This window comes from Xenorhabdus bharatensis (assembly GCF_037996705.1).
Taxonomy (GTDB): Bacteria; Pseudomonadota; Gammaproteobacteria; order Enterobacterales; family Enterobacteriaceae; genus Xenorhabdus; species Xenorhabdus bharatensis.
Genome location: NZ_JBBMXG010000023.1, coordinates 33,464 through 54,460 on the forward strand (window position 1 = coordinate 33,464; position 20,997 = coordinate 54,460).

The following is a 20,997-nucleotide window of genomic DNA, read 5'->3' on the forward strand; positions in this document are numbered from 1 at the left end:
AACTGATTGTGCTACCAATAAAAATCAAACGAATAATACACAATCTTATCAATCCGACTATAATGGGAAATCCTATAAACCACCGGTCACATATCAGGGACGAACAAAGAATGATCCTATTTACTCGGCTTAAATTTGAACATATTCGCTTCGTACAACAACATAGTAACCAAATTTAATAACTCTCTTACATCATCTAGTGATGCACCTGTGGGAAGGACTGATCCCATATTCGCTGGATCATTTTTATACTTATCAGAAATGGCTGCCAGACTGTATATATACTCCGGTGATGTTGTGCTTCCTAATTCCGTATGATCAAGATAGAATTTTACTCGGCCATCTTCTGCAAAACCTAGTACGCCACCGCCAAATTTCCCCATGACTGAATCCGCTAGGGCATTAACTTTTCTAAAGCCCGAAAAAATCGCATTCACAGCCTCTTCATTGAAGATTTTATCTTCTTTCTCCTTATAGAAAATATAATTCGAAGCATTCCAGTAAGCGCCTGAAACATCCTGTTTATAAACCTGTCCCATACTACTGGTTAAAGGTTCCGCCCAATCAATTAAGTCCTTATTGTTATTATTAAAATCTCTAACGACGACTCCTGTTGGTATGTGTGCGATTTGATACGAACCATTATCACTGACAATCACTTTTATTTTGTCTGAACGATCAAAATAATCTGGCGCATTTTTCATGGTATGCGGTGACGGATTTTTTTCTGCGTCGTAATCGCCTTCCCAAATAATGTAAGTCATTGGTCCCGATAACGTATTAAAATCCACCGGATTTACTTTTGTTGAAGGTAGTTCCTTTACATTCACCAATTTTTGTAACTGCTCTACATTAACCGCATCATAAGACGATACACCTGCTTTGACATTGGTGAGTATTCGCTGTATATCGTCGTTATAATTGCCTATGGATACCGTGTCAGGATCATCCGCCCTACTTTTATATCCAATAGCAACACTTCCTTTAGGACTCGCCTCGGCATCACGACCTATAGCTACACTGTTTTCTTTCGCAGAGCTATATGCACCAATAGCAATAGCGTGATCTGCTGTTGCATATGTATTTGAACTCATAGCAATAGATTGCCTTCCTGTTGCCTGTGAACCTGCACCTATCGCTATTGCCCCTGTATCATCTTCAGTAATTGCTCCCGCAGAACCCGCATCTTTTGTATCCGATGTAAGAGACAAACATTGTGGCACCGTTGGGTCAACACCAACTACATATAATCCCTCTGGAGTAAATTTCAGCCCGTTTCCATCTTTCACCGAAATATTCAAATGAATATCATTACCCTGCGTTACCTTAAACGCTTTTGAAAAAGATAATAGCGCATCAATCCCATCAGGACTCCAATTCAAAATACTCGGCGCATTACTATTTATCTTAACTTTATATGGATCGGCTTGCGTTCCGTGCCCTGAAAAAAAAGATGAGTCAAAGACTAATTTTTCGTTCTCACTTTGAGGACTGAACAATCCATCATCTTCTACAGTCAGTGTATTCCCCGCTTTCTTCGAAATCCTCAGCTGGACATTATAACCCTGCACAAAGTTAAAAGCGTTTGAATCAAAAAGTAATGGCACATTAAGTCCATTAGGACTCCAACCCAAAATATTCGTCTGCGAATTGTTAATCATAACTTTATATGGATCGGTTTGTGTTCCCTTTCCTGAAAAAAAGGTCGGGTCAAAGACTAATTTTCCGCTCTCACTTAGTGGGCTAAACAATCCATCCTTTTCTAAAGTCAGTGCATTCTCTTTTTTACTGGATAATTTCACGCCAATTGTCGTTGTCTTATGTGTCTCATCAACAATGGTCTGCTGAGTGATGATTGATTGATCCCTTGCACTGATTTTGTCTTCTATGGTTGGGCCAACTTTCCCTTTCATTGAATCAGCAAAGGCTTGCTCTGACGTATCTGTTCCGGGTAGTTGTCTTGACTTCCAGAATTCATACGCCGATTCACCGGTCTTCCCTTCCATGAATTTCTCAAAAGCACACGGCGATGTATCCGAACCCGGAGGTTGCTGTTCTTTCCAAAATTCATAAGCCGATTCGCCTGGTGCACCACGACGCATAGGACGATTACCTAATGTGCGATCATTTTCACAACAGCTCATTTTTTCACCCTCAATAAACCTATTTTTTAAAAAGTATATATCTTAACCAATGACTTTTATATCGTATTCCCAACTGTCACCCTTTTTCATATTTCACTCCCGAAATCAGAATATTTCACATGGGATTTTGCGTATAGAAAAGTACGCCAGAAACTCATTTACTTATTTACTCAAATACTCATTTGAGTTTTTACTCTTACACTCATTATCTCATTTACTTATATGAAGTTATGCATTTTTACTCCTTTACTCACCTTATTTCTTTACAGATTAGGTTGTTTATTAAATACTAAGGTGTTTATTAAGTAATCCTTCTATCATTTGAGTAAATGTGTATATGAGTAAAAACACATTTGAGGGTATAAATATGAAAGTACTTTCTTTTCTAAATCCGAAAGGTGGCTCAGGTAAAACAACAGCTGTCATTAACATCTGTACCGCGCTAACTCGCGCAGGATTCAATATTGCGGTTGTCGATACTGATCCACAAATGAGCCTAACGCACTGGAGCAAATCAGATAAAGCTGCATTCGATGTATTCACGGCGGCTTCTGAAAAAGATGTCTACAGCATCAGAAAAGATTTAGCTGAATATGACTTTGTTATTGTTGATGGTGCAGGTTCATTATCCGTTATCACGTCTGCGGCGGTTATGGTAAGCGATCTTGTCATTATTCCTGTCACACCAAGTCCATTAGATTTTGCTGCTGCGGGTAGTGTCGTGACTGTACTGGAAGCACAAGCGTATAGTCGTAAAGTTGACGCACGTTTCCTGATAACACGTAAAGTAGAACACGCTTTAATGCTTAAGGTACTTAAAGAAAGTATTAAAGAGACCGGTGTCGAACTTCTTCGTACAGCAATCACAAACCGTCAATCTTATGTCAAATCAATATTAGATGGTGAGAGTGTATTTGAATTAAATGATGGCGCGGCAAAAGGTGAAATCGAGGTTTTGACTAAAGAAATAACTAAATTATTTGAGTAATTACTCATTTACTCATATGATGTTATGAGCTAATTCTTTGGGAGAGATAAAAATGGCACTCGAAAAAGCTCATAGTAGCACTAAAAAAATGACCTTTGGTGAAAATCGAGATCTAGAACATGTGATGAGTACTTCACCGCCACCAGAAGTAAAAACCAAGCGTGTAAACGTCAATTTTGGGGAAGAGAAACATAAACGCTTTAAGGCCGCTTGCGTAAAAAATGGCACATCCATCACTGACTTAATCAATAAACTTGTCGATGATTGGTTAAAAGAAAACGAAAATAAGTGACTGTTCGCCACGATAGGGTGGCGACCGTTTACAGCAAATTTTTTACTTCACATTTGTATTATTTTTCAGGATTGTTCAGTTCATTATTGGCGCGTTTTAACGCAGCATATTCATGGCTTTCGTTAGACAAAAAAGGGCTATATGTAGTTTGTAACGCTCTAAAGCCAAAATATTTCAAACCTGCAATCCATTTTCACTAACCCACATTATAAAATATTACAGATTGATAATTATCGTTTCTTAGCGATTCAATTTGTTTAGATAGTTATACATTATATTTAGCGTATTTAGTATACATTTACACCAATTTAATACGGCACCCTTCCTACAAGAAAAAAAATAGTGATATATCCGTAAAATTAACCTAAAATAGTAAAGTTTTAAAATATACACAGCCATTTTATTAAATTATTGGCTGTAAATTTTAGATAATGTTAATTTATTATTAATATAAGGAAATTATATGCTAAAAATAAAAAATAAGATGTTTTTTTTGTTTGGTTTACCTTTTTTCTTTTCTACTGCATATGCAGAAGGCAATTTTTTTAGTAAGGAACAAATTTGTAAGGCAGCCATTTCTGTAGAAATGCTTAAAGATGTTAAAATTATAAAAACAGTCAAATCTGGCGATTTACCTCAAGTACGGTATACCCGAAAAGAAGATGGCAATAGTTTTTTATATCGGTGTAAATTTTCAGGAGATCAAGTTATTTGGTCTGCTTTCTTTAAGGATACACAATCTTGGGGACGATGGCGTGATGGAACGTATGACGCTGTATTGAGTTATGAGGTGTCTGATGGAAAGTTGTCTATTCATTCCTCTTTGACTGACAGTGTCACTTTTTTCGAGAAAAACATCTAAATAAATTGAATAAAAAACATGCAGGCGGGTATTTGATTTTATGCGTTTTTTCAGTATTTTTATGTTGTCACTAATTACCTTGATTATGTCGGAAACAGTTTCTGCAACATCACTCTGTCGCCAACTAGCCCGCGATAAGTTTATAGAAAATGACCTAAATCCTGCCATAGCAACTAAAGAAACAGTGAAAGATTCTCTTACACTTATGGCAGACGGCGAAACCTTCTGTAAAACGGTGGTTAAAGTGATCAAACAAGGAAAAAGGACTCCGGAACAAACACGACAATTTGGAATTGAAGTACTAAGAGAAGCAGAAGCTGATTTTGAAAAAGATGGAGATTTGGATGAGCTGGGGTTTAAAAAATATATAGCTGAGATAATTCAAGAAAGTGCAGATATTGCTGAAGGAAAATACAAATAATAAGGATATCTGTTTACCCATAAGCCTGAAATTTAGATAGCTTTACAACTAAAAAATAACTAGGGTGTGTTGACGTTTACCAGAATCAAACATCTTCGTGCAATCGCAACAAGATACGATAAATTGGCACAAAGTTATGGCAGTACATTTGCATTTGTTATTATCTAGTTGCCCATGTTGGTCGAATAAATAATGAAGACAAAACATCAACATACCCTAATATATTGTATAATGAACTCTATTTTTAACATATAGATAAGAAAAAATTGTTATGACAATAAAATTGGGTAAGGTAATTTTAATTGGAATTATTGTTATCGCTGCTTATAATGGCCTCCATAAAGATAAGAGTTCTTCTTCTAGTTCTCACACATCTCAAGATATTTCCAATACTAAAGCTAGCGCTGGAGGTTCACCTGAACTGAAAGCTGAAAGTCAAGTTGTTATTCGCAAAGCAGGATACCAATGCAATATAGTAGACGATGTTTATCCAGCAATATTGGGAGGCTCCGTCACTGTATTTTGTGATGACAATAGATACCAATATACAATTAAGGATCATGGAGGCCGTTATATCGTTGAGGTAAATAACTAATTGATTTTTAACCTATAAGCATAACGATATCATTTCCTCAGAAAGTTTTTTTTTCCAAATGAAAGGTTGAAACTACCATCTTTAGACAGTGGCCTTGAACTTAAATAGTTTGACGTATGTGCGTTTAAACAGCCAAGTTTGACGACTGAAAGTCGTCAAACTTGGCTGCACTAGCATACAGTCACACTAATCATAAGAACAGCTGCCATGAATTTGCTCATGAGGAACCTTATGTTCATATTCTCGCTCGTTTATCACCCGAAGATGGTGTCTAAACGTTATAATCAAATAAGCCTGTTTTGCCTGCTCCACGACATGTTGGGGGATTTCTGCTCCCGCATGAGCGCCCCCAGGTGCACAACAGGCATAGAAGACACTGACGCCTAATAATTTTCCTAAATTAATTGCTGATATGTTGAGTTTTAACCACTCATGAAACATTTGATCACCCTCGTCATAAGGCGTCATGTCTAATGCTTCAAAATAGATATCCTGCATTGTGGTTTGAAATTCGCCGCGACAGAACTGAATACATTGTCTCGAGTCATCTTTATTTCCTATAACAACAATATCCTTTTTACGGGCTTCCAAGATAAGTTTATCCCAGTCGTTATCTGTCAGGTGTTTCACCTTATCAAGCGAATAATAAAGTTCCAGCCCCAGTGTTCCCTCATACATTTCTATGGGGAGAGAAAGGGGGGAGTACGTTATTTTTGGTACAGAGGATAATGCTTTTTCCATGTCTGCCAGAATGGTTTCAACAGTATAGTGTCTCATCTCTATTCCTTAATACGTTTATTACTGGAACAAGTATAGTAGCCGACATTCTCCTCGAACACGTTGGTTTTTTTATTATAAATAAGGGGGGGAGGGGTCTCTTTTGACATAGGAGCATCGGTATATTTTTAAAAAAATATTATCACTTTCAGAGACTATTGTACGGAATGTAAAAAGTCGTCTGCACACGAATACAGAGCATAATCACGTTTAGTGCAGTCGACTTATGAAAATAACATAGGGCTATGGCGGCAAATACTTATTCACTTGTGATATTTAATATAAATTATTAAGAAGCATCAAATATCACACCAGAAATGTAACCATCGCCGTCATCATTTACATATGAGGTGATTTTTAATGAAACCTCCATAGATTGAGATAAAGCAATAAGTAAAGTATTATATACGCCAACCCCCTCTATTTGATAATTAGGATAAGCTAGAAGATAATTTGAATTAACTTTTCCATTTTTATCCTTAAATGTTACTCTAGCATTATTATTTGCACTACCTCCCAACTCCGTTTCTAGTCTAACGATAGTTACTGAATCGATAACACCATCGGCTGTTAAAGTTGATTTTTTCATACTTTCACCTCTATTACAAATATAGTTTTTGTATATGTTAATTTTATGTTTCAGCCATAAGATCATTCATTAATTTCTGTGTCTTTGTACATATCATTACTAATCAAAATATCAACCACGAGTGATGTTAACGTTATTAAATTTTCACTTTCGTATAACTTATAATTCTCTTCAATAATAGGTGATATCTGTGAAATCATTCCTTTCCAATCATCTCTTTTTAATGAATCCTCCATGCGTGACATCATGAACTCTAAATCTTTAACTTTCGAAAAAATATGAATTATAATACTTTCATAATTAAGTTTAATGCCATAAAGCGCTTCAGAAAGATTTAACGACCCTTTATTTAGAATATGGGAAATCAAAAACTCTTGTTGTTTCTTAAATAATCCAACTGTACTTCTAGAAGCTTTTTCTAATAAAATATTATATGCCTCTTGTGTTTTATTTATTTTAATTGCCAAAGATACCGAACCAACCACAAGAATACTTAAAGAAGTGACAAGCGCACAAATAGCAATAATAGTAGCAGTAGTACTAACAGGATCAACAAACTCAGAAGTAGGAGTAGGAGTAGGAGTAGGAGTAGGAGTAGGAGTAGGAGTAGGAGTAGGAACAATTTTATCATTGATATGATCAGATGGGCGTAATTTATATCTTGTTATATTCTTTCTATACTTCAAATTAGCTTTTTTCTGCTCAGAGCTAGTAGCTAGAAAACTCGTAATCTTACTATATGTTGATTTTTCTTCTGCTAGCAAATCATCAAGATATTCAATTTCTTTTTCAAATTCCAAAGATGCTTTTCTTAATAACTCTATATCTTTTCTTTTCGCCCTTGCTCCAAACGTTTTAATAAGTTTTCTTACTGATAGTGTTTTTTCAAGAAACCCATGGTCTGTTCTAAAAGTATCTATTTGTTTCATAGCTACCTTAAGTTCCATAACTACATCATTGATACACCCTCTTATCTCAAATATATCTGGAAACCATCTATTTAAACTAGTATTGAATTTTTTCATTGCAATATCAATTCTATTTAGATGTTCATTCATGGTTCTAAATTTAAATAGAATTGAGGTGTAAATATTTAAATCAACAGATGAAAGACTTTCGCTATTTAAATAAAAGACTCCGCTCTTTAAATAAACATGATCGTTCTCGGAGAAAATATTTTGATCAATAGATTCCTGTACCCCATTAATTATTTCATTCAATACTTTTGATGTGTGAGTATTGGGTGATATCATTAAATTACCTTTTTTTAAAAGTATCATACTTCCATTTAGGTTATAACATGCATTGATAAATTCCTGAATCTTTATACTAAATTGTGGTAGTTTATTATTCCCCATGTTAATTCCTAGTATTAACGATAAAGAATGTGGATTTTAAATTGGTAAAACTGTAAATTCTGTTAAGAATACAACATTTTCAGAATTCAATTACACTAAATTTTATTATTCCCTGTATACGTATTTATTAAAATTCAGAATTACACAAATGATTGCTAACATAACTCAGACAATCGAGTGCAAACGATTTTTGATATTCTGAGTAATAACCCCTGAAAATAACCGTTCCATAATGGTATTGATGTGCAAATTTTCTATGATTAGTATGGTGTTTTTATAAAACGGAATGATATGTTATTTGACATAGGAGCATTGGCATATTCTGAAAAATAGTAAGGATCTTGTGAGGTTGCCCCACCGGCCGCCATGCGTCATGGCCACCGAATTTCCCATAAGGGGGACTTCCCTAGCGGCTAAAACGTACTTCTTTCACCAGATAGAACACAAGTTAACTTATTGATTATTAACATAATTTTGATTATATAATGACAGTAAAGCGCAGTGTGACAGGCTTTATTGTCTATATCATAATTAAAAGTTCCCTTTTCTATTCAGTCAATTAGACACAAAAAAGCCCCGCTAAACGCGAGGCAGTTAATAACTGATACATTTTTAATCTATCAAAAAGTATACTTTTTGATGTTTACAGAATTTCCCTCTTAAAAGTCCTATCATAAATGTTTTATCAAATCATCTAAGAAATAATGATAGTATTTTGCCTTTTAAGTTCAGAATAGCAGACATAAAAAAGCCCCGCATAGCACGAGGCATATAATATAGATCACTGATTTTTATTTTATCTCGTCAATTTCTGGAATGGGTTGTTCTTTCATTGCGTCCAGTTCTAGTAACAAATCTAAACGATTGGTAGGATCAAGCTGTAAGAAAAGCGATTTTATCAGCTTATATTGTCGTGCTTGTGGCAACATAGTAAATCCCTCCGCTATATCACACATTTTTGTTACTGCGAGGAATGATTTAGCCTTGATTTCGTCGTCGCGTGTATCTGCCCCTTTCCCGCCATTTTTCGCGTTATCATAGCGACTTTTTGCCGCATTAAATAAACGCCTTAAATTATTAAATACCACGTCTGCATTGACGCATTCGTCTGTATTACTATCAATCGCAGTTGCTTTCAGCTCGCCCCTATCAAACATATCTTTAATTTCTTGTTTGAAAAAGGGTAAAACAGTTTCTAACACTGATCCTTTTTTAACTATTTGAGTTACATAGAAAATAAAAACTTCCGCTTTTAATTTATGATCTGCTTTTGCTACGCGATACACTTCATTAATTAACGTTTTACGCGCGTCTAAACCATTTAGTTTGTACTGATCATGTTTTGCTACTGTCTCTTTCACTTTTTTCATATCCGCAATCGCAGCGGCTGCAATAGTCGCGTTTGCCGCGCTTTTCTTTTGCGTCTTAACGGTATTCGTCAACATAATAAATCCTCTCTCTGTAAGTGGCTATATTGCCTGATATGCAATCAATATAGGTTATTAATTAACCTATGTCAATTTCTCGATACTAATAACAAAAATAAGAGTACTGTATGTAAATACACATTTCGTTTTTATAACAATCTGTATGAGGAAAAATGATCTCATTATTCAGAAAGATAAATTCCAAAAACGAAAACATTTCACTGGGTCAATGGGCTATTTTTCTTTTTTTGCGATCACATACGTAAGGTGCCGTTATTTCGCCGAGGAGAATCAGATGTTTTTCATACACCGTCAAAATGAATATTAAGCCACTTTTAGTGAATTAATATTCAACTGTATTATTAAGTTATGCTAATACACATAATTTTTTTTATTCATTCTCTGTGTGCGCGTCACAGAGCAAGCAGCCTATATGACATATCTTTATTCCCGCCGTGTGCAGAAATGCGCTGTACGTTATTTATAGAATGATTCTTTCTGTACATTTCAAGTAGCAAGCCGCTCTGTGGGAGCCAGAAGCAAGCGAAACATTTATTTAACAAATTGATACGTAGTATTAACAATCATTATAAATTATTCCTTTCTTTATCAATCAGTTACTGATTAGACATAATACAGCTATTTTGTACTTTGATGTGATGTTGTTTGTAACTTGTTGTTATTTAAGTGTGCGCAGGAAATAAAATTTGTATAGACGTTTGCTAAACGTATCGGCGCACCTTATGTCATGTATTATCTCTCTCTGTGTCAGAGATACAGCTATTTTTATTAGAAAAAATCGCAATATAAATGGCGTGAGGAAAGAAAAAAGAAGTATGTATATAATATTATTAATTAATAATAAATATATAAATAAACGTATTATTTAGTTCTCTAAATATCGTGCTATTTTTTACTGTTTTTTGCAAAAAAGATCTATCGAGATCTTCGAGCCTAAAAAATTCTCTTCTATGCTTTCTCCCATTCTTTTTATTTCTATTGTTAGCGAGATCTTTTGTTAGTTTTTAGCAAGTGTCATATTGTGTGCAATTTTTCTATTTAACATCTTGATTAAAAACTAGAAAAAAATGCTGCAACGCTTAAAAATACCTACGCAATAAATTGATTTTATTAAATAATTATCTAAAAAGTGGTAGCAAAAATTTAATAGTACACTCTAATTTATCACGTGATTTTTATGCAAAACTGAAATAACAATCTTGTCAATTGACATACTTCTATTTCTTGGAAAAATCAATTATGCCTGATGATACGAAAGGTAAATCAAAACAAGAGGAAATTTTAAGATGAATATGTCAGAACTGACTGAACAGATGAAACCGGAATATGTTTTACTGGATTTATCTAAAGAAGGAACTTTCCCTAAAGTATTTGTGCTAGAAGGCGAATTTCTGCCTGCAACAGAGACACAACTGGCGCGTATCGAATTACGCAGCCGTGATGCGCAAAGTGTTATTTATCTCCGAGGTAGTATGGATGCGCAGGATGCAGCATCGGCTGCCGTAAAAAAATATTATGAGCACGTAGGCATTACAATAAGTGATACGGTAGTGGAGCATATTGTGTTCGATTGGCCTAAAACAATGAAGTTTACCGTCGTACTTTTTGTTGTTGAAGGCGTATTATGCGCTTTAAAGAAATGAGTATCGAAAAGCCTTAGTCAGAATTATCTAAAATTTTTTTATTTTCCATTGTGCAAATTACAATTAGTTGCAATACTTCTTTTTGTAACTTGCACAGCGATTCCTAGAGGTAACTTATGGCAATAGAAACTATAGATCATTCCACGCTATACCGTTTAGTTGAAGCGGGTGTGGTTAGTGAAGCTCAGGTTGTGAGTACGCTTGGTGGCTGGGTAGTGACAGTGAAATACGGCATGACAGAGTGTTCGTTAGCCGCTCAACGCAGTCGTCAGGTACGGCTGTTTAAAAAATTGGAAACATTAGTTAATTACCTGAAAAACTTAGGTATTGCACAGTTTAATGTTGATGCGTCCAACTACAGTTCAGAACACCAGAGCAAGAATGCACGTCCAGATAGAGCCGTGGCGTTAAAACGGGCGCATGAAGCGGCGGCCTATGATGAATGGTTCAGAACACAGGTACAAACATCTCTTGACGATCCGCGCCCAGCGATAGTACATGAAGACGCCAAACGTCATTTTGCGTCCCTAAAAGACAATCTACGTAAGAGGATATGATGCGTCTTGAGTGGAAACCTATGGCTTTGGCTGACAGGGAGCAGATTATGGAGTATATCGCTCAGGATAATCCACAGGCGGCGATTGCGCTTGATGATGAATTTGAAGCATCCGCAGAACGAGCTTGTTTGCAACCTGAGATGTATAAACCCGGCAGGGTAAAAGGAACACGGGAAATCGTGGTGAGGCCACATTATATTCTAGTATACCGTGTTAAACGGGATATATTGATGGTTTTACGCGTTCTTCATGCTGCGCAACAATGGCCAACGACGAAATAACCGGATTTTGGATGGTTGAGGCATAAAATTCCAGAACAGTGATAAGACATAAGGGTCTAAAAGGGGGACTAATGTCACAAGGGGCAAGGTTCGTAGAGAACAGTTATTTAAAAGAAACCACAGAGGCTATGCAGGCGCAGCTAAAAGAAACGGTGTGGTTTTATATGCAGGGTAATCTGGCTGAAACGCGGGAACTATTACGTTGGGGGCCGAAGAATCCCGCGTGTCCACGTGTGTCGGATATTCGGGCATGGATGAAAATACTGGATCTGAATACCGTCGGTATTGCGCGTTTATTTGGCGTCCAGCGGACAACCGTAGCAACAAACTATCTGGGGCCGAAATTGGATAAACAGGTAGGTATGACTGTACCACGCCTGCTGCGTGCCGCATTGTTAACAGGATATTTTAAACACAATCCTGATGCTCCCCAGTATTATGCGGCGATGAGCTTATTGGATGAAATCATCAAAAACGGCGAGCTGGACACCATATGGTGCAAAATTGTGCAGGCTAAACGCAAAGGCGCAAAACCCGAAGTCATTGACCAGTTAAGGCAATCGGCCATTGCGACCATGTGTCCGCAATATCCCGTGAGTTTATCAGACGCGAGCAGTATGACGGGATCGGATAATAAAATTCCCCCCAAAAAAGTACGACCATCGCGGGAAGTTTATCGGATGGAAGCGGCTGACAAACGGCGCTTAAATAAGGATTACTCACGCCATGTGATTGTTGATGAAGATTTTACGGGCGCGACATTGGACGGCATATACAATGAAACGGTATTCGTAAATTGTATCTTTAATAAAACCACGTTCGTGGGTCAGTTCTATGATGCTGAATTTTACCAATGTCAGGGTACAGAAATCTTACTCAACGGCTTATTTGACCGTGCGCAGTTCTACGAAGCACGATTTGATGTGCTCGAACTAAAAGGATCATTCACATTTAGCCGCTTGATATCCTCCTTTTTTGGTAATCCCAACGGAATAGAGGCACAACCGGAGCAATTTGCAGGCGCGGAGGGTATTCTCTCCTATGTGGATATTTCCCTGCCAGAACCCCGCACGATACAAGGCCGCGAAACATTGTCAAAATGGATACAAATTTTTCCTGCAGCAAAAGCGTGGTCACGAACCACTCAGCCAGGCACACCAATGGGTGATGTCTTACACGCGGCATATTTTGGGGAATAAGGTAGTCCGTGATATTGCGCAGCATAAAATCTGGTATACAGAAGTTGCAGCATATTCTCTAAACGCAATAACTGAGATTGCTTGATTTACGACCACAACATGCGATAATTGTATTAATAGTTAATACAACGGAGGCGATATGAGAAAGATTACAACGATTAGTATGGGCGATCAGCTTGACGGATTTGTTCAGCGTATGATTGAAAGCGGTCGCTATGGAAACGCCAGTGAAGTGATGCGTTCCGCATTGCGTCTGCTTGAACAACAGGAAACGCATGATGAAGTGATACGCAAGGCGGTTATTGCGGGTCTAGAAAGTGGTGAAAGTGCATTAACCTTACGGGATATTGCCGAGCAGAGGAAGCGTAAACACAATGTATAGACTCTCAAAAGAGGCAGCCGAAGATTTTGCCGGAATTTATGACTATACATTCCGGCAATTTGGTGAAACTCAGGCTGACCAATATACGGAGGCATTAGAAGAGTTCTTCGATACATTAGCCAGAATGCCGCATATGGGGAGGGAATACGATGTTGTTCCTGACGTTATGCGCATTGAGTTTCACAAACATACGATTTTTTATAGGATTCGAGAAAACGATATTTTCATTGTGCGTATCCTCCATCAACAAATGAATCACACTCATTACTTCCTCTAAATCGGGGAGTAATGAGCGTGATTTTGTCATATTTTCTTTTCTTCATTTAAGGTTAAATCTCGTTTATACGATGATGCAACGTCTGGATATTTTCAATTTCAACCATAATTAAAGAGATAGCCCATGCTGATTATGGCATGGGTTTTCTTTCGCCCCCTAATTTGACATATATACCCTACCTGAGAAAATAACCTGACTGAATTAGATCAAACGATAATCGTTTGATTGTCACCTATTTATCTTTAATCACTCAATTAATTGAGGAGTTGCTTATGCTCTCAGGTATAGAACCCATCACGAAAAAGAAAATCAGATATGACAGAATGCTGACTTTTTTACCCCGTCATTTTGGACATTATTTTATGAACGCAGAGACCTATCTTTATAACTGGATGGATAGATACGCCGAGGATTATAACGGGGATTCTTATTCATATTATGAACTATCTAATCAATCAATATTAATTTGTCCTGATAGTGGCTATTCGTTATGGTCAGAAAATGGTTCATCTTTTGAAGATTTATCACCAGAACAAGTTGGTATTACGGCAACCCTATTTTTACTGAATCATTTCATTTTTAAGACCTACGAACAGGAACCGAAACTGTCAGAGCAATTTAGTCAAAAATACGAGGGTTTAATGGATTATGGTGCAGGGTTAGGGAACGATATCTGGACACCAATACGCGCTTTAATTGATTAGTTTCCCCCTGCTGACAAAACTTTCCTTTCATTAAATAAAAACAGCACCTATCTCATTAATTTTATGAGTGATATTTCGTAATCATTTGACATAGGTGCATACAAAAAGAGAATAGTATTCATCGAAAAGAAATATTATTTATCTGTGAGGTCTGAATATGACACCTTCTATTTTCGTCACGACAAAAAAGCGTTTCGCACAAGATCCTGGTCACGGACGCTGGTTTGATCTACTGGATTATACGGATGAAGAAGATTTTCTAGATAACATTAAGACTTTTTATGGGGAACTGGATGAGGACGATAGCTACTTTTTTCCCGATTGGACGGATATCCCCAAAGAAGCACTTAAAAAAGAGGGGCATGTGAACTGGGAATATATAGACGTATTATCTGAGTTAAGTGGCGATAGCCAAGACGCCTATTATGAATACTGTACGAATCTTCTTTATATCGTTGATAAAGAAAAATTTGAAGACGCATATATTACCACACTTGCACCATTAGAATCAGAGAGCGATTTTATTATACAGTATGACAGCGATTTTTTAGATGATGAAGCGATCCCTGAGATATGCAGGTTATATTTTGATTGGGAAGTCTATACACGGGATCGATTTATAGATACCTACATATGTTACGGGCAACATGTTTTTTATCAAATATAATTAACGTAGGCGATAACAGGAGAAAAAGTGATGGCAAGATTTATTACTTTGCCAGCTGGTCAGGTTGTGAATACGGCAAATATTGTTTATATAACGAATGTAATGAAAGTACAGCGCGACGCATCAGGTCAGATTGTTGCAATGACTCTAAAAGAAATTGAGAATGCCCCAGAGCAGCACTGGTATGCGTTTCGCGTAAATATGATCAATTATCATATTTGGGTATTCGGACAAAATGTTACTTCTGAGCATTCCGCTCAGAACGTTCGAAATAGTATCACCACGCAATTAACCACCGTCTAGGAATAATGCCTATGCCAGAGCTTCAATTCGAAACGAGAACGTCGGCTGTTGTCTCTACCGCACACTTATCACAGTCAGACATAGAATTACTCACACAGTACAGTCAGAATGCCCCCGACGAAGGGGATATAGTGGTACGTATCCATAAGGAGGGAGTCGAGATCTGTCTGGCAACAGACGCACATTTAGCGTGTATGGAGAACATAGCAGATGCTCTTGACTTATCTGATGGTTTTCTCAATAATCTTCAACGAGTGAAAGAGACGTTGCCAGACCTTTATTCTATCGTGTTTGATCAATATGCTTTCTTAGTTTCCGGTTTAATCGAATTTGAGTGGTAGTCCAAAAGTTGGGTGATGAATTATTCATTCCTATTCAGACATTTTTAGCCCCACACATCATAGGGGCTATTTTTATACACTCGTTTGAATATATTAAGCCAGCAGAGCTAATCATCGTCATCCAGATTCCAAGATACTTTTTGTGTAATTGAGCTAAGTCCATATTTACCAACTAATAAGTCACACTGCATTTCGATTGAAGCAGTTATTGTCCTACCAGGAACACCTTCTTCACTTCGATGATATCCACTAGCCTTAGCAGCGAGTGTAACAATAATAAATTTATCATCAAAAATAGTACTATCAATATAAATATCATCTATATTTTCAATAGTAGTATCTGACATTGCTATAGGTTTTGACAGCCCCTCGTCCTGCAATATATTGTATTGTTGAGTTTCAGCATATTCTAGGCATAATTTTTTTAAATCATTACTAGTAATAAACTTAAAATTTTTATCTTCACACAATATATTAAAACAGTCAAAAATTAGATCTGCAGAAAAATATTCATTATCTGAACCTTCATCCAATACTATATTATCAAGCCGTTTAGCCAATAGATCATCATAACACACGTACTCAATTTTTTCTAAAGTCTCATTATTAAAATTTTTATCATCAAGAAGTTTATCAAAGCTCTCATAACCAAAAAGTGCAGCGACAATTTCTCCTAATGTTTTTAAAGAAATGTGTATATCGTCTTCATTTAAACTTTCTTCTATTTTCAACATCAGAAAATACGCAGATGGGAAACGGAGAGAAGCAGCCCCCTCCCTAATTTTCGCAGTCTCACTCTGAAATCGTTCTCTGTCTAATTCTGCTCGTTGTTTTTCTGATTCTGCTTGTCTATTCTTTGATTCTAAATTCAATTTAGATACGCTTGCTTCGTTTTCTGCCGTTTGCTTTTTCGCTTCTTGCTCTTTTTTTCTTGCTTCTAAACGAGATGTTCTCAGTTTTATATGTTGCTGTACCTCATTTCGTTTATCAATATCAAGTTGAACCAACTGCTCCAGAAATGGTTTATTTGGATTAGCTTTTAGTTGCTCTGCTTTCAATTTTTTTTTGCTCAATAGTCTTGTTTAACTCTATATCAATAGCTTGATTATGCAGCTTTTCATTAACCAAACGCTGAATAGCATTAATTTTTAGAGATATCCAAGGAAAAATAAACAAATAAAACAAGGTAATACTCAACGGAATGGTAAGCAAATAGTTCCATTCCAACAAAGGCGTTCCAGAGAGATATTCTTTAAAAAAATTAATTCTTTCAGTTATCTTTTTCTCTCCCAAAAAAAGTAATGATAAGGGATTCCAATTACATATAACCCAAGTACAGATAAATGTGCCAATAAATGGGTCATTTATTCTTGTTTTCGCATTTCCTGCTATTGAGGAACAAATATCATCTATAATTTTCATTTTTTCAAAACCGATAAATAACGAGTTAGTTATAATTGCGCAAAATTTTAATCATTCCTCTCTCGTGACTAACTATATCAATATAGTCTGTCTCATGAGACCTCATAGTCTATCATGATAGGCGACTTAAAATCTCAGAGTATTTATTCTCATTATAGAATTTATTTTTATCTGCTTCTTGCTTCAGGCGGACGCTTTGATAGTTTTTTATAGCTGTTTATTTTACACACTGATCATATTGAGGAATAATAAAGTTTATAAAGATAATTTATGGTCATGCAGTGACAATAAGCCAATTAATTGAGGGTGGGTAATACCCCGCTAGATATTATGCAACACACACTAAAAGAAGCCTATCCCACACAGGAAAAGGCACGTCATGTTGCACAAAGGATGGCTAGTGCGACAGGTGTGCCTATTTGGATTTATCATCGAAAACACAAATGGTTTGTCAGTGGAACAGTGAATTTATATGGACACAGACCGCTCATTCCAACGGTCAAAGAATTCAGGCGCAAACATCCGATTTATACTTACTGGAAACGAACTGATATCCCTACAGTCCATTACATCAGTTTATATGCTGGAAAATATTATATGCTTGTAGATAATGTGATTACCACAGTCCCGTTTTATACGCTAGTCTATTTATTATCACAAGGCAGTCTGTTGGTGATATCACGGACAGATGAAGATAATACAGCAAAAGAAGTGACGTATTATTTGCGACGTTATCTGACAGGTAAGGTCTTATACCGTTCTGTCGGTTTTCGTGTTTTTATCGTTCTTGCGGATAAAGATTGGGATATTCTGAAAACAAAGATGTATAACGCTGCGTTGATTTATGACGCGCTATGGAAGCCACCGGTTGGTATAACACAGGAGGAATCATGGCACGTACCCCCGAATCAAAAGTTAAGGAACAGGTCGATAGTTTACTAGCGCATGTGGGTGCATATGTTCTTACACCCACGACAGGTGGCTTTGGTCGCAGTGGTCATGCAGACAGAATATGTTGTGTGCCTGATGTGCAGGGCGGTCTAGGGTCATTTTTAGCTGTTGAAGTCAAGGCAGGAAAAAATAAACCTACGGCACTTCAATGCCGACGATTACTCTCGACACTCAATGCAGGCGGTTATGCCGCTGTCGTGAATGAAACTAACCTGTCTGTATTTCATACGTGGCTGGCTGCCATTCATAACGGAACGCTTGATGGGCCACGATATCTGTTACCGAACGGAGTCATATTAACGATTAATACAAAAGTTGGAAAATGAAAAACAACACGTTATGGGTAACCGTCATGAAATAAATCGAGGTGGTTAAATGAAATACGTGCATGTAACACTTCCCTGTGAAGAACAGAAGTGGTCATATGATGCAGATGCGGATTTGAATGAAGAACTACTCATTCGTTACATTGCGGATCTACAGGAAAAAATAGAACGGGATGGTGACGGGACGCCCGCACGTTATGATAAAGATAATTTACAAATGGCCGAGCATCATTTGCAATGTTTAAAAGAGCTTTATGACCGGCGTCAAGACACAGTAAGTCCAGTCTTTATGTCAAAATCAGGTGACTGGGTACTGATTTTCTGTCTTATCGGGTTACTTTATCTGATTATCAGGCCACTGATTACTTGGAATGTAACATAATGTTATACGCATACGATTATGGAATTCTGCAAAACGACATATTCAGTGATAAGGAAAAGCAGCAATCCCGTCACAACCTAACACGTGCTCTGACCTCTGATTTTGATCGTATTCCGAAAGTCTTTCTGGATTTTGAAACGTTTTATGATCCTGCCAATAAGTATTCGTTATCAGCAAAAGGCATGACCTATGAAAAGTATGTTCGTGATCCCCGTTTTCAGGTCATACTTTGTTCCTTTCTTATTCCTGATACGGGCGAACGGTACTGGATACCGAACCATAAAGGTGCAGTAAGAAAAGAACTGAATGCCCTCATGTTACACAACTGCAACGTCATCGCACACAACCTCCCCTTTGATGGTTTTATTCTGTCAGATTACTACGGTATAGAACCCCATGAGTTTACCTGTACCATGACGATGGCGCGACCATTACATGGCGCAAAAGCGGCAAACAGTCTGGCCCAATTAGCAAAACGATATTCCCTGCCGAATAAGAAAGAAGAAGTTCACCAGGTGATGGGGATGCGTCTGGAACATTTTACGGCTACCGGGTTACAGCGGTATGGGGATTATGGCCTTCGAGATGTGGATCTTTTGCCACCACTCTACGGTCTTTTCCGTTGGCACTACTCTGAAATGGATATGGTCACCATGTCCGACACGATACGGGCCGGTTGTGTCTGCCAGTTTGATTTAGATAAAGCGTTGTTGTGTGAGTATATCCCGCGCCTGATACAACTACAGGAAGATAAACTGGCAAAAATTTCTGCGGCATTTTCACAGGATGTTGAGACATTTCGTAAACGCTTATCGTCAAACCCTCAATTTGCAGAGGTACTGACGCAGTTGGGTGTGGATGTTCCTATGAAAGACAGTAAGACCGCAAAGAATGCAGATGGGACACCGAAAAAGACGTATGCGTTTGCCAAAATGGACATGGGATTTAAGGCACTCTTAACATCGGGCGATCCGTTTCTTGAGGCTGTCTGTGAGGCCCGTATGGGCGAGAAGTCCACGATTGGGATCACACGGGCCAAAAATCTATTAGATATTGCACATCGAGGAAAGATGCCGGTTCCCCTGAAAGCGTTTGGTGCAACAACGGGACGCTGGGTAGGCTATCAGGATATTAATGTTCAGAACTTCCCCAAACGTGGCGGCGATCTGACGCTACGACAATCTCTGCGGGCACCGAAAGGCTATTCAGTCGTCACCTGCGACTTATCACAGATTGAAGCCAGACGGATGGCTGACCATGCCGGACAGGACGATTTGCTGTTACAGTTTGCCCGCAATGAAGATCCCTATTCTGACTTTGCAACGATGTTATATGGTTATGAAGTCTCAAAAATAAATGGCCGAAAGAAAGAACGTAACGTCGGTAAAGAGGGAATTCTTTCTCTGCAATATGGGTCATGGTTCGAATCGTTTTATTTACGGCTACGCACAGCCTATGATTTAGATGTCACCAAAGAATTCTGCCATGACGCTGTTTTACTTTATCGTGACCGTTATAAAAATATCGTTCAGTTCTGGACGCAGTGCCAAAATGCCTTAGACGTGATGCTTTATGGTGGCACCTATTCTTTTGGCTATGAAAACAACTATATTGCCATGAAAAACAAGATTATTTTACCGGATGGCTGGATACTGCGTTATGACGATCTTCGGATCGCCGGTAAAGATGAATTAAACCGCGACATCATTTTGTATACCGACGCCGAGAAACGGGAAACCCGCAAGATTTATCGCGGCATTATTGCCAATAATGTCACACAAGGCAGTTCTACCCGTATTCTACAGGGAATGATGATGAACCTGCGAAATGACGGCCTTTTTTGGTGTTTAACCGTACACGATGAATTAATTTTTATTCTACCAAACGAAGATCTTTCCTATTGCTGTGAACAAATCCAATACCGGATGAGAGAGCGCCCCGATTGGGCGCAACGGACACCAATTGATTGTGAGCTGACCGCAGGCCCAACCTATGGTGATCAATATGATGAAGCTATCTGGATAGCCTCTGGTTTTAATCAGAGGAATGCTGATGCTCTTTTGAAAGAATGCAACTAAACGAAAATAA

General features: G+C 37.5%; 26 protein-coding genes and 1 pseudogene. 20 read left to right on the forward strand and 7 right to left on the reverse strand.

All coding sequences use genetic code 11. From position 1 onward, the window contains the following. Nucleotides 1-116: 116 nt before the first annotated feature. The gene (locus tag AAC855_RS18070) at nucleotides 117-2,102 is read right to left on the reverse strand and encodes a hypothetical protein (RefSeq protein WP_340611421.1); all 1,986 of its coding nucleotides are present in this window, start codon (nucleotides 2,100-2,102) and stop codon (nucleotides 117-119) included. Between the two features lie 409 nt (nucleotides 2,103-2,511). Between AAC855_RS18070 and AAC855_RS18075 the strand changes: the two genes are divergently transcribed. The 6 genes and pseudogenes from AAC855_RS18075 (at nucleotide 2,512) to AAC855_RS18100 (ending at nucleotide 5,302) form a co-directional block, all read left to right on the forward strand. Next, on the forward strand, nucleotides 2,512-3,132 hold the full coding sequence (locus AAC855_RS18075; RefSeq protein ID WP_340611422.1) for an AAA family ATPase: 621 nt from the start codon (nucleotides 2,512-2,514) through the stop codon (nucleotides 3,130-3,132). A 52-nt stretch (nucleotides 3,133-3,184) separates the two neighbouring features. Further along, nucleotides 3,185-3,424: a plasmid partition protein ParG gene (locus tag AAC855_RS18080; RefSeq protein ID WP_340611423.1), complete on the forward strand. Its 240-nt coding sequence runs from the start codon at nucleotides 3,185-3,187 to the stop codon at nucleotides 3,422-3,424. A 463-nt stretch (nucleotides 3,425-3,887) separates the two neighbouring features. Further along, nucleotides 3,888-4,286: a hypothetical protein gene (locus AAC855_RS18085; RefSeq protein WP_340611424.1), complete on the forward strand. Its 399-nt coding sequence runs from the start codon at nucleotides 3,888-3,890 to the stop codon at nucleotides 4,284-4,286. A 40-nt stretch (nucleotides 4,287-4,326) separates the two neighbouring features. Beyond that, entirely contained in the window at nucleotides 4,327-4,707 is a 381-nt protein-coding gene (locus AAC855_RS18090) for a hypothetical protein (RefSeq protein WP_340611425.1), read from the forward strand. Between the two features lie 72 nt (nucleotides 4,708-4,779). Further along, nucleotides 4,780-4,875, forward strand: a pseudogene (locus AAC855_RS18095) (IS5/IS1182 family transposase); the annotation flags it as partial. Between the two features lie 103 nt (nucleotides 4,876-4,978). Further along, nucleotides 4,979-5,302, forward strand: a complete 324-nt coding sequence (locus tag AAC855_RS18100; RefSeq protein ID WP_340611426.1) for a hypothetical protein — start codon at nucleotides 4,979-4,981, stop codon at nucleotides 5,300-5,302. 186 nt (nucleotides 5,303-5,488) lie between these two features. Here the strand turns inward: AAC855_RS18100 and AAC855_RS18105 are convergent, their stop codons facing one another. The 4 genes from AAC855_RS18105 to AAC855_RS18120 form a co-directional block, all read right to left on the reverse strand. Beyond that, the gene (locus AAC855_RS18105) at nucleotides 5,489-6,079 is read right to left on the reverse strand and encodes a hypothetical protein (protein ID WP_340611427.1); all 591 of its coding nucleotides are present in this window, start codon (nucleotides 6,077-6,079) and stop codon (nucleotides 5,489-5,491) included. Between the two features lie 289 nt (nucleotides 6,080-6,368). After that, on the reverse strand, nucleotides 6,369-6,668 hold the full coding sequence (locus tag AAC855_RS18110) for a hypothetical protein (protein WP_340611428.1): 300 nt from the start codon (nucleotides 6,666-6,668) through the stop codon (nucleotides 6,369-6,371). Between the two features lie 62 nt (nucleotides 6,669-6,730). Beyond that, entirely contained in the window at nucleotides 6,731-8,026 is a 1,296-nt protein-coding gene (locus tag AAC855_RS18115) for a hypothetical protein (RefSeq protein ID WP_340611429.1), read from the reverse strand. Between the two features lie 791 nt (nucleotides 8,027-8,817). Further along, nucleotides 8,818-9,471, reverse strand: a complete 654-nt coding sequence (locus AAC855_RS18120) for a hypothetical protein (protein ID WP_099122691.1) — start codon at nucleotides 9,469-9,471, stop codon at nucleotides 8,818-8,820. 1,289 nt (nucleotides 9,472-10,760) lie between these two features. Here AAC855_RS18120 and AAC855_RS18125 point away from each other — a divergent pair. From AAC855_RS18125 to AAC855_RS18170, 10 genes are all read left to right on the forward strand, one after another. Then, the gene (locus tag AAC855_RS18125) at nucleotides 10,761-11,117 is read left to right on the forward strand and encodes a hypothetical protein (protein ID WP_340611430.1); all 357 of its coding nucleotides are present in this window, start codon (nucleotides 10,761-10,763) and stop codon (nucleotides 11,115-11,117) included. A gap of 116 nt (nucleotides 11,118-11,233) precedes the next feature. Then, on the forward strand, nucleotides 11,234-11,674 hold the full coding sequence (locus AAC855_RS18130) for an antitoxin PaaA2 family protein (protein ID WP_340611432.1): 441 nt from the start codon (nucleotides 11,234-11,236) through the stop codon (nucleotides 11,672-11,674). Beyond that, on the forward strand, nucleotides 11,674-11,955 hold the full coding sequence (locus tag AAC855_RS18135) for a type II toxin-antitoxin system RelE/ParE family toxin (RefSeq protein ID WP_099122688.1): 282 nt from the start codon (nucleotides 11,674-11,676) through the stop codon (nucleotides 11,953-11,955). Before AAC855_RS18130 ends, AAC855_RS18135 begins: the two co-directional genes overlap by 1 nt. Before the next feature lie 71 nt (nucleotides 11,956-12,026). Beyond that, on the forward strand, nucleotides 12,027-13,154 hold the full coding sequence (locus AAC855_RS18140) for a hypothetical protein (protein WP_340611433.1): 1,128 nt from the start codon (nucleotides 12,027-12,029) through the stop codon (nucleotides 13,152-13,154). Nucleotides 13,155-13,293: 139 nt separating this feature from the next. Continuing rightward, nucleotides 13,294-13,536, forward strand: coding sequence for a type II toxin-antitoxin system ParD family antitoxin (locus tag AAC855_RS18145; RefSeq protein ID WP_340611434.1), 243 nt, complete (start codon nucleotides 13,294-13,296; stop codon nucleotides 13,534-13,536). After that, complete coding sequence (locus tag AAC855_RS18150) at nucleotides 13,529-13,813, forward strand: type II toxin-antitoxin system RelE/ParE family toxin (protein ID WP_340611436.1); 285 nt, start codon at nucleotides 13,529-13,531, stop codon at nucleotides 13,811-13,813. The genes AAC855_RS18145 and AAC855_RS18150 overlap by 8 nt, the downstream gene beginning before the upstream one ends. 272 nt (nucleotides 13,814-14,085) lie before the next feature. Beyond that, nucleotides 14,086-14,517 (forward strand): antirestriction protein, encoded by a 432-nt coding sequence (locus tag AAC855_RS18155; protein ID WP_340611437.1) that lies wholly within the window; start codon nucleotides 14,086-14,088, stop codon nucleotides 14,515-14,517. A gap of 157 nt (nucleotides 14,518-14,674) precedes the next feature. Next, entirely contained in the window at nucleotides 14,675-15,184 is a 510-nt protein-coding gene (locus tag AAC855_RS18160) for an antirestriction protein ArdA (RefSeq protein WP_340611439.1), read from the forward strand. 30 nt (nucleotides 15,185-15,214) lie between these two features. Then, entirely contained in the window at nucleotides 15,215-15,487 is a 273-nt protein-coding gene (locus AAC855_RS18165) for a hypothetical protein (RefSeq protein ID WP_340611440.1), read from the forward strand. An 11-nt stretch (nucleotides 15,488-15,498) separates the two neighbouring features. Continuing rightward, complete coding sequence (locus AAC855_RS18170) at nucleotides 15,499-15,828, forward strand: DUF5983 family protein (protein ID WP_340611441.1); 330 nt, start codon at nucleotides 15,499-15,501, stop codon at nucleotides 15,826-15,828. Between the two features lie 107 nt (nucleotides 15,829-15,935). Here AAC855_RS18170 and AAC855_RS18175 read toward each other — a convergent pair whose 3' ends face one another. Next, a complete protein-coding gene (locus AAC855_RS18175) occupies nucleotides 15,936-16,886 on the reverse strand; it encodes a cell envelope integrity TolA family protein (RefSeq protein WP_340611442.1) in 951 nt (316 codons plus the stop codon). After that, on the reverse strand, nucleotides 16,861-17,250 hold the full coding sequence (locus tag AAC855_RS18180) for a hypothetical protein (RefSeq protein ID WP_340611443.1): 390 nt from the start codon (nucleotides 17,248-17,250) through the stop codon (nucleotides 16,861-16,863). The genes AAC855_RS18175 and AAC855_RS18180 overlap by 26 nt, the downstream gene beginning before the upstream one ends. 330 nt (nucleotides 17,251-17,580) lie before the next feature. Here AAC855_RS18180 and AAC855_RS18185 point away from each other — a divergent pair, with 330 nt between their 5' ends. Genes AAC855_RS18185 through AAC855_RS18200 form a run of 4 tightly spaced genes read left to right on the forward strand, consistent with a single transcriptional unit; the run spans nucleotide 17,581 to nucleotide 20,987 of the window. Next, nucleotides 17,581-18,192, forward strand: coding sequence for a hypothetical protein (locus AAC855_RS18185; protein WP_340611444.1), 612 nt, complete (start codon nucleotides 17,581-17,583; stop codon nucleotides 18,190-18,192). Next, a complete protein-coding gene (locus AAC855_RS18190; protein WP_153043678.1) occupies nucleotides 18,141-18,527 on the forward strand; it encodes a hypothetical protein in 387 nt (128 codons plus the stop codon). Before AAC855_RS18185 ends, AAC855_RS18190 begins: the two co-directional genes overlap by 52 nt. Before the next feature lie 49 nt (nucleotides 18,528-18,576). After that, the gene (locus AAC855_RS18195) at nucleotides 18,577-18,909 is read left to right on the forward strand and encodes a hypothetical protein (RefSeq protein WP_340611445.1); all 333 of its coding nucleotides are present in this window, start codon (nucleotides 18,577-18,579) and stop codon (nucleotides 18,907-18,909) included. After that, entirely contained in the window at nucleotides 18,909-20,987 is a 2,079-nt protein-coding gene (locus tag AAC855_RS18200; RefSeq protein ID WP_340611446.1) for a DNA polymerase, read from the forward strand. Before AAC855_RS18195 ends, AAC855_RS18200 begins: the two co-directional genes overlap by 1 nt. The last annotated feature ends 10 nt before the right edge of the window (nucleotides 20,988-20,997 follow it).

Excerpts from the sequence above, each read along its gene's own strand:
- AAC855_RS18105 (WP_340611427.1), bottom strand. The coding sequence starts at position 6,079 with ATGAGACACTATACTGTTGAAACCATTCTGGCAGACATGGAAAAAGCA.
- AAC855_RS18185 (WP_340611444.1), top strand. The coding sequence starts at position 17,581 with ATGCAACACACACTAAAAGAAGCCTATCCCACACAGGAAAAGGCACGT.
- AAC855_RS18110 (WP_340611428.1), bottom strand. The coding sequence starts at position 6,668 with ATGAAAAAATCAACTTTAACAGCCGATGGTGTTATCGATTCAGTAACT.
- AAC855_RS18145 (WP_340611434.1), top strand. The coding sequence starts at position 13,294 with ATGAGAAAGATTACAACGATTAGTATGGGCGATCAGCTTGACGGATTT.
- AAC855_RS18090 (WP_340611425.1), top strand. The coding sequence starts at position 4,327 with ATGCGTTTTTTCAGTATTTTTATGTTGTCACTAATTACCTTGATTATG.
- AAC855_RS18130 (WP_340611432.1), top strand. The coding sequence starts at position 11,234 with ATGGCAATAGAAACTATAGATCATTCCACGCTATACCGTTTAGTTGAA.
- AAC855_RS18200 (WP_340611446.1), top strand. The coding sequence starts at position 18,909 with ATGTTATACGCATACGATTATGGAATTCTGCAAAACGACATATTCAGT.
- AAC855_RS18070 (WP_340611421.1), bottom strand. The coding sequence starts at position 2,102 with ATGCGTCGTGGTGCACCAGGCGAATCGGCTTATGAATTTTGGAAAGAA.
- AAC855_RS18190 (WP_153043678.1), top strand. The coding sequence starts at position 18,141 with ATGGCACGTACCCCCGAATCAAAAGTTAAGGAACAGGTCGATAGTTTA.
- AAC855_RS18080 (WP_340611423.1), top strand. The coding sequence starts at position 3,185 with ATGGCACTCGAAAAAGCTCATAGTAGCACTAAAAAAATGACCTTTGGT.
- AAC855_RS18115 (WP_340611429.1), bottom strand. The coding sequence starts at position 8,026 with ATGGGGAATAATAAACTACCACAATTTAGTATAAAGATTCAGGAATTT.
- AAC855_RS18085 (WP_340611424.1), top strand. The coding sequence starts at position 3,888 with ATGCTAAAAATAAAAAATAAGATGTTTTTTTTGTTTGGTTTACCTTTT.
- AAC855_RS18075 (WP_340611422.1), top strand. The coding sequence starts at position 2,512 with ATGAAAGTACTTTCTTTTCTAAATCCGAAAGGTGGCTCAGGTAAAACA.
- AAC855_RS18195 (WP_340611445.1), top strand. The coding sequence starts at position 18,577 with ATGAAATACGTGCATGTAACACTTCCCTGTGAAGAACAGAAGTGGTCA.
- AAC855_RS18165 (WP_340611440.1), top strand. The coding sequence starts at position 15,215 with ATGGCAAGATTTATTACTTTGCCAGCTGGTCAGGTTGTGAATACGGCA.
- AAC855_RS18135 (WP_099122688.1), top strand. The coding sequence starts at position 11,674 with ATGCGTCTTGAGTGGAAACCTATGGCTTTGGCTGACAGGGAGCAGATT.
- AAC855_RS18100 (WP_340611426.1), top strand. The coding sequence starts at position 4,979 with ATGACAATAAAATTGGGTAAGGTAATTTTAATTGGAATTATTGTTATC.
- AAC855_RS18140 (WP_340611433.1), top strand. The coding sequence starts at position 12,027 with ATGTCACAAGGGGCAAGGTTCGTAGAGAACAGTTATTTAAAAGAAACC.
- AAC855_RS18155 (WP_340611437.1), top strand. The coding sequence starts at position 14,086 with ATGCTCTCAGGTATAGAACCCATCACGAAAAAGAAAATCAGATATGAC.
- AAC855_RS18150 (WP_340611436.1), top strand. The coding sequence starts at position 13,529 with ATGTATAGACTCTCAAAAGAGGCAGCCGAAGATTTTGCCGGAATTTAT.
- AAC855_RS18160 (WP_340611439.1), top strand. The coding sequence starts at position 14,675 with ATGACACCTTCTATTTTCGTCACGACAAAAAAGCGTTTCGCACAAGAT.
- AAC855_RS18180 (WP_340611443.1), bottom strand. The coding sequence starts at position 17,250 with ATGAAAATTATAGATGATATTTGTTCCTCAATAGCAGGAAATGCGAAA.
- AAC855_RS18120 (WP_099122691.1), bottom strand. The coding sequence starts at position 9,471 with ATGTTGACGAATACCGTTAAGACGCAAAAGAAAAGCGCGGCAAACGCG.
- AAC855_RS18170 (WP_340611441.1), top strand. The coding sequence starts at position 15,499 with ATGCCAGAGCTTCAATTCGAAACGAGAACGTCGGCTGTTGTCTCTACC.
- AAC855_RS18125 (WP_340611430.1), top strand. The coding sequence starts at position 10,761 with ATGAATATGTCAGAACTGACTGAACAGATGAAACCGGAATATGTTTTA.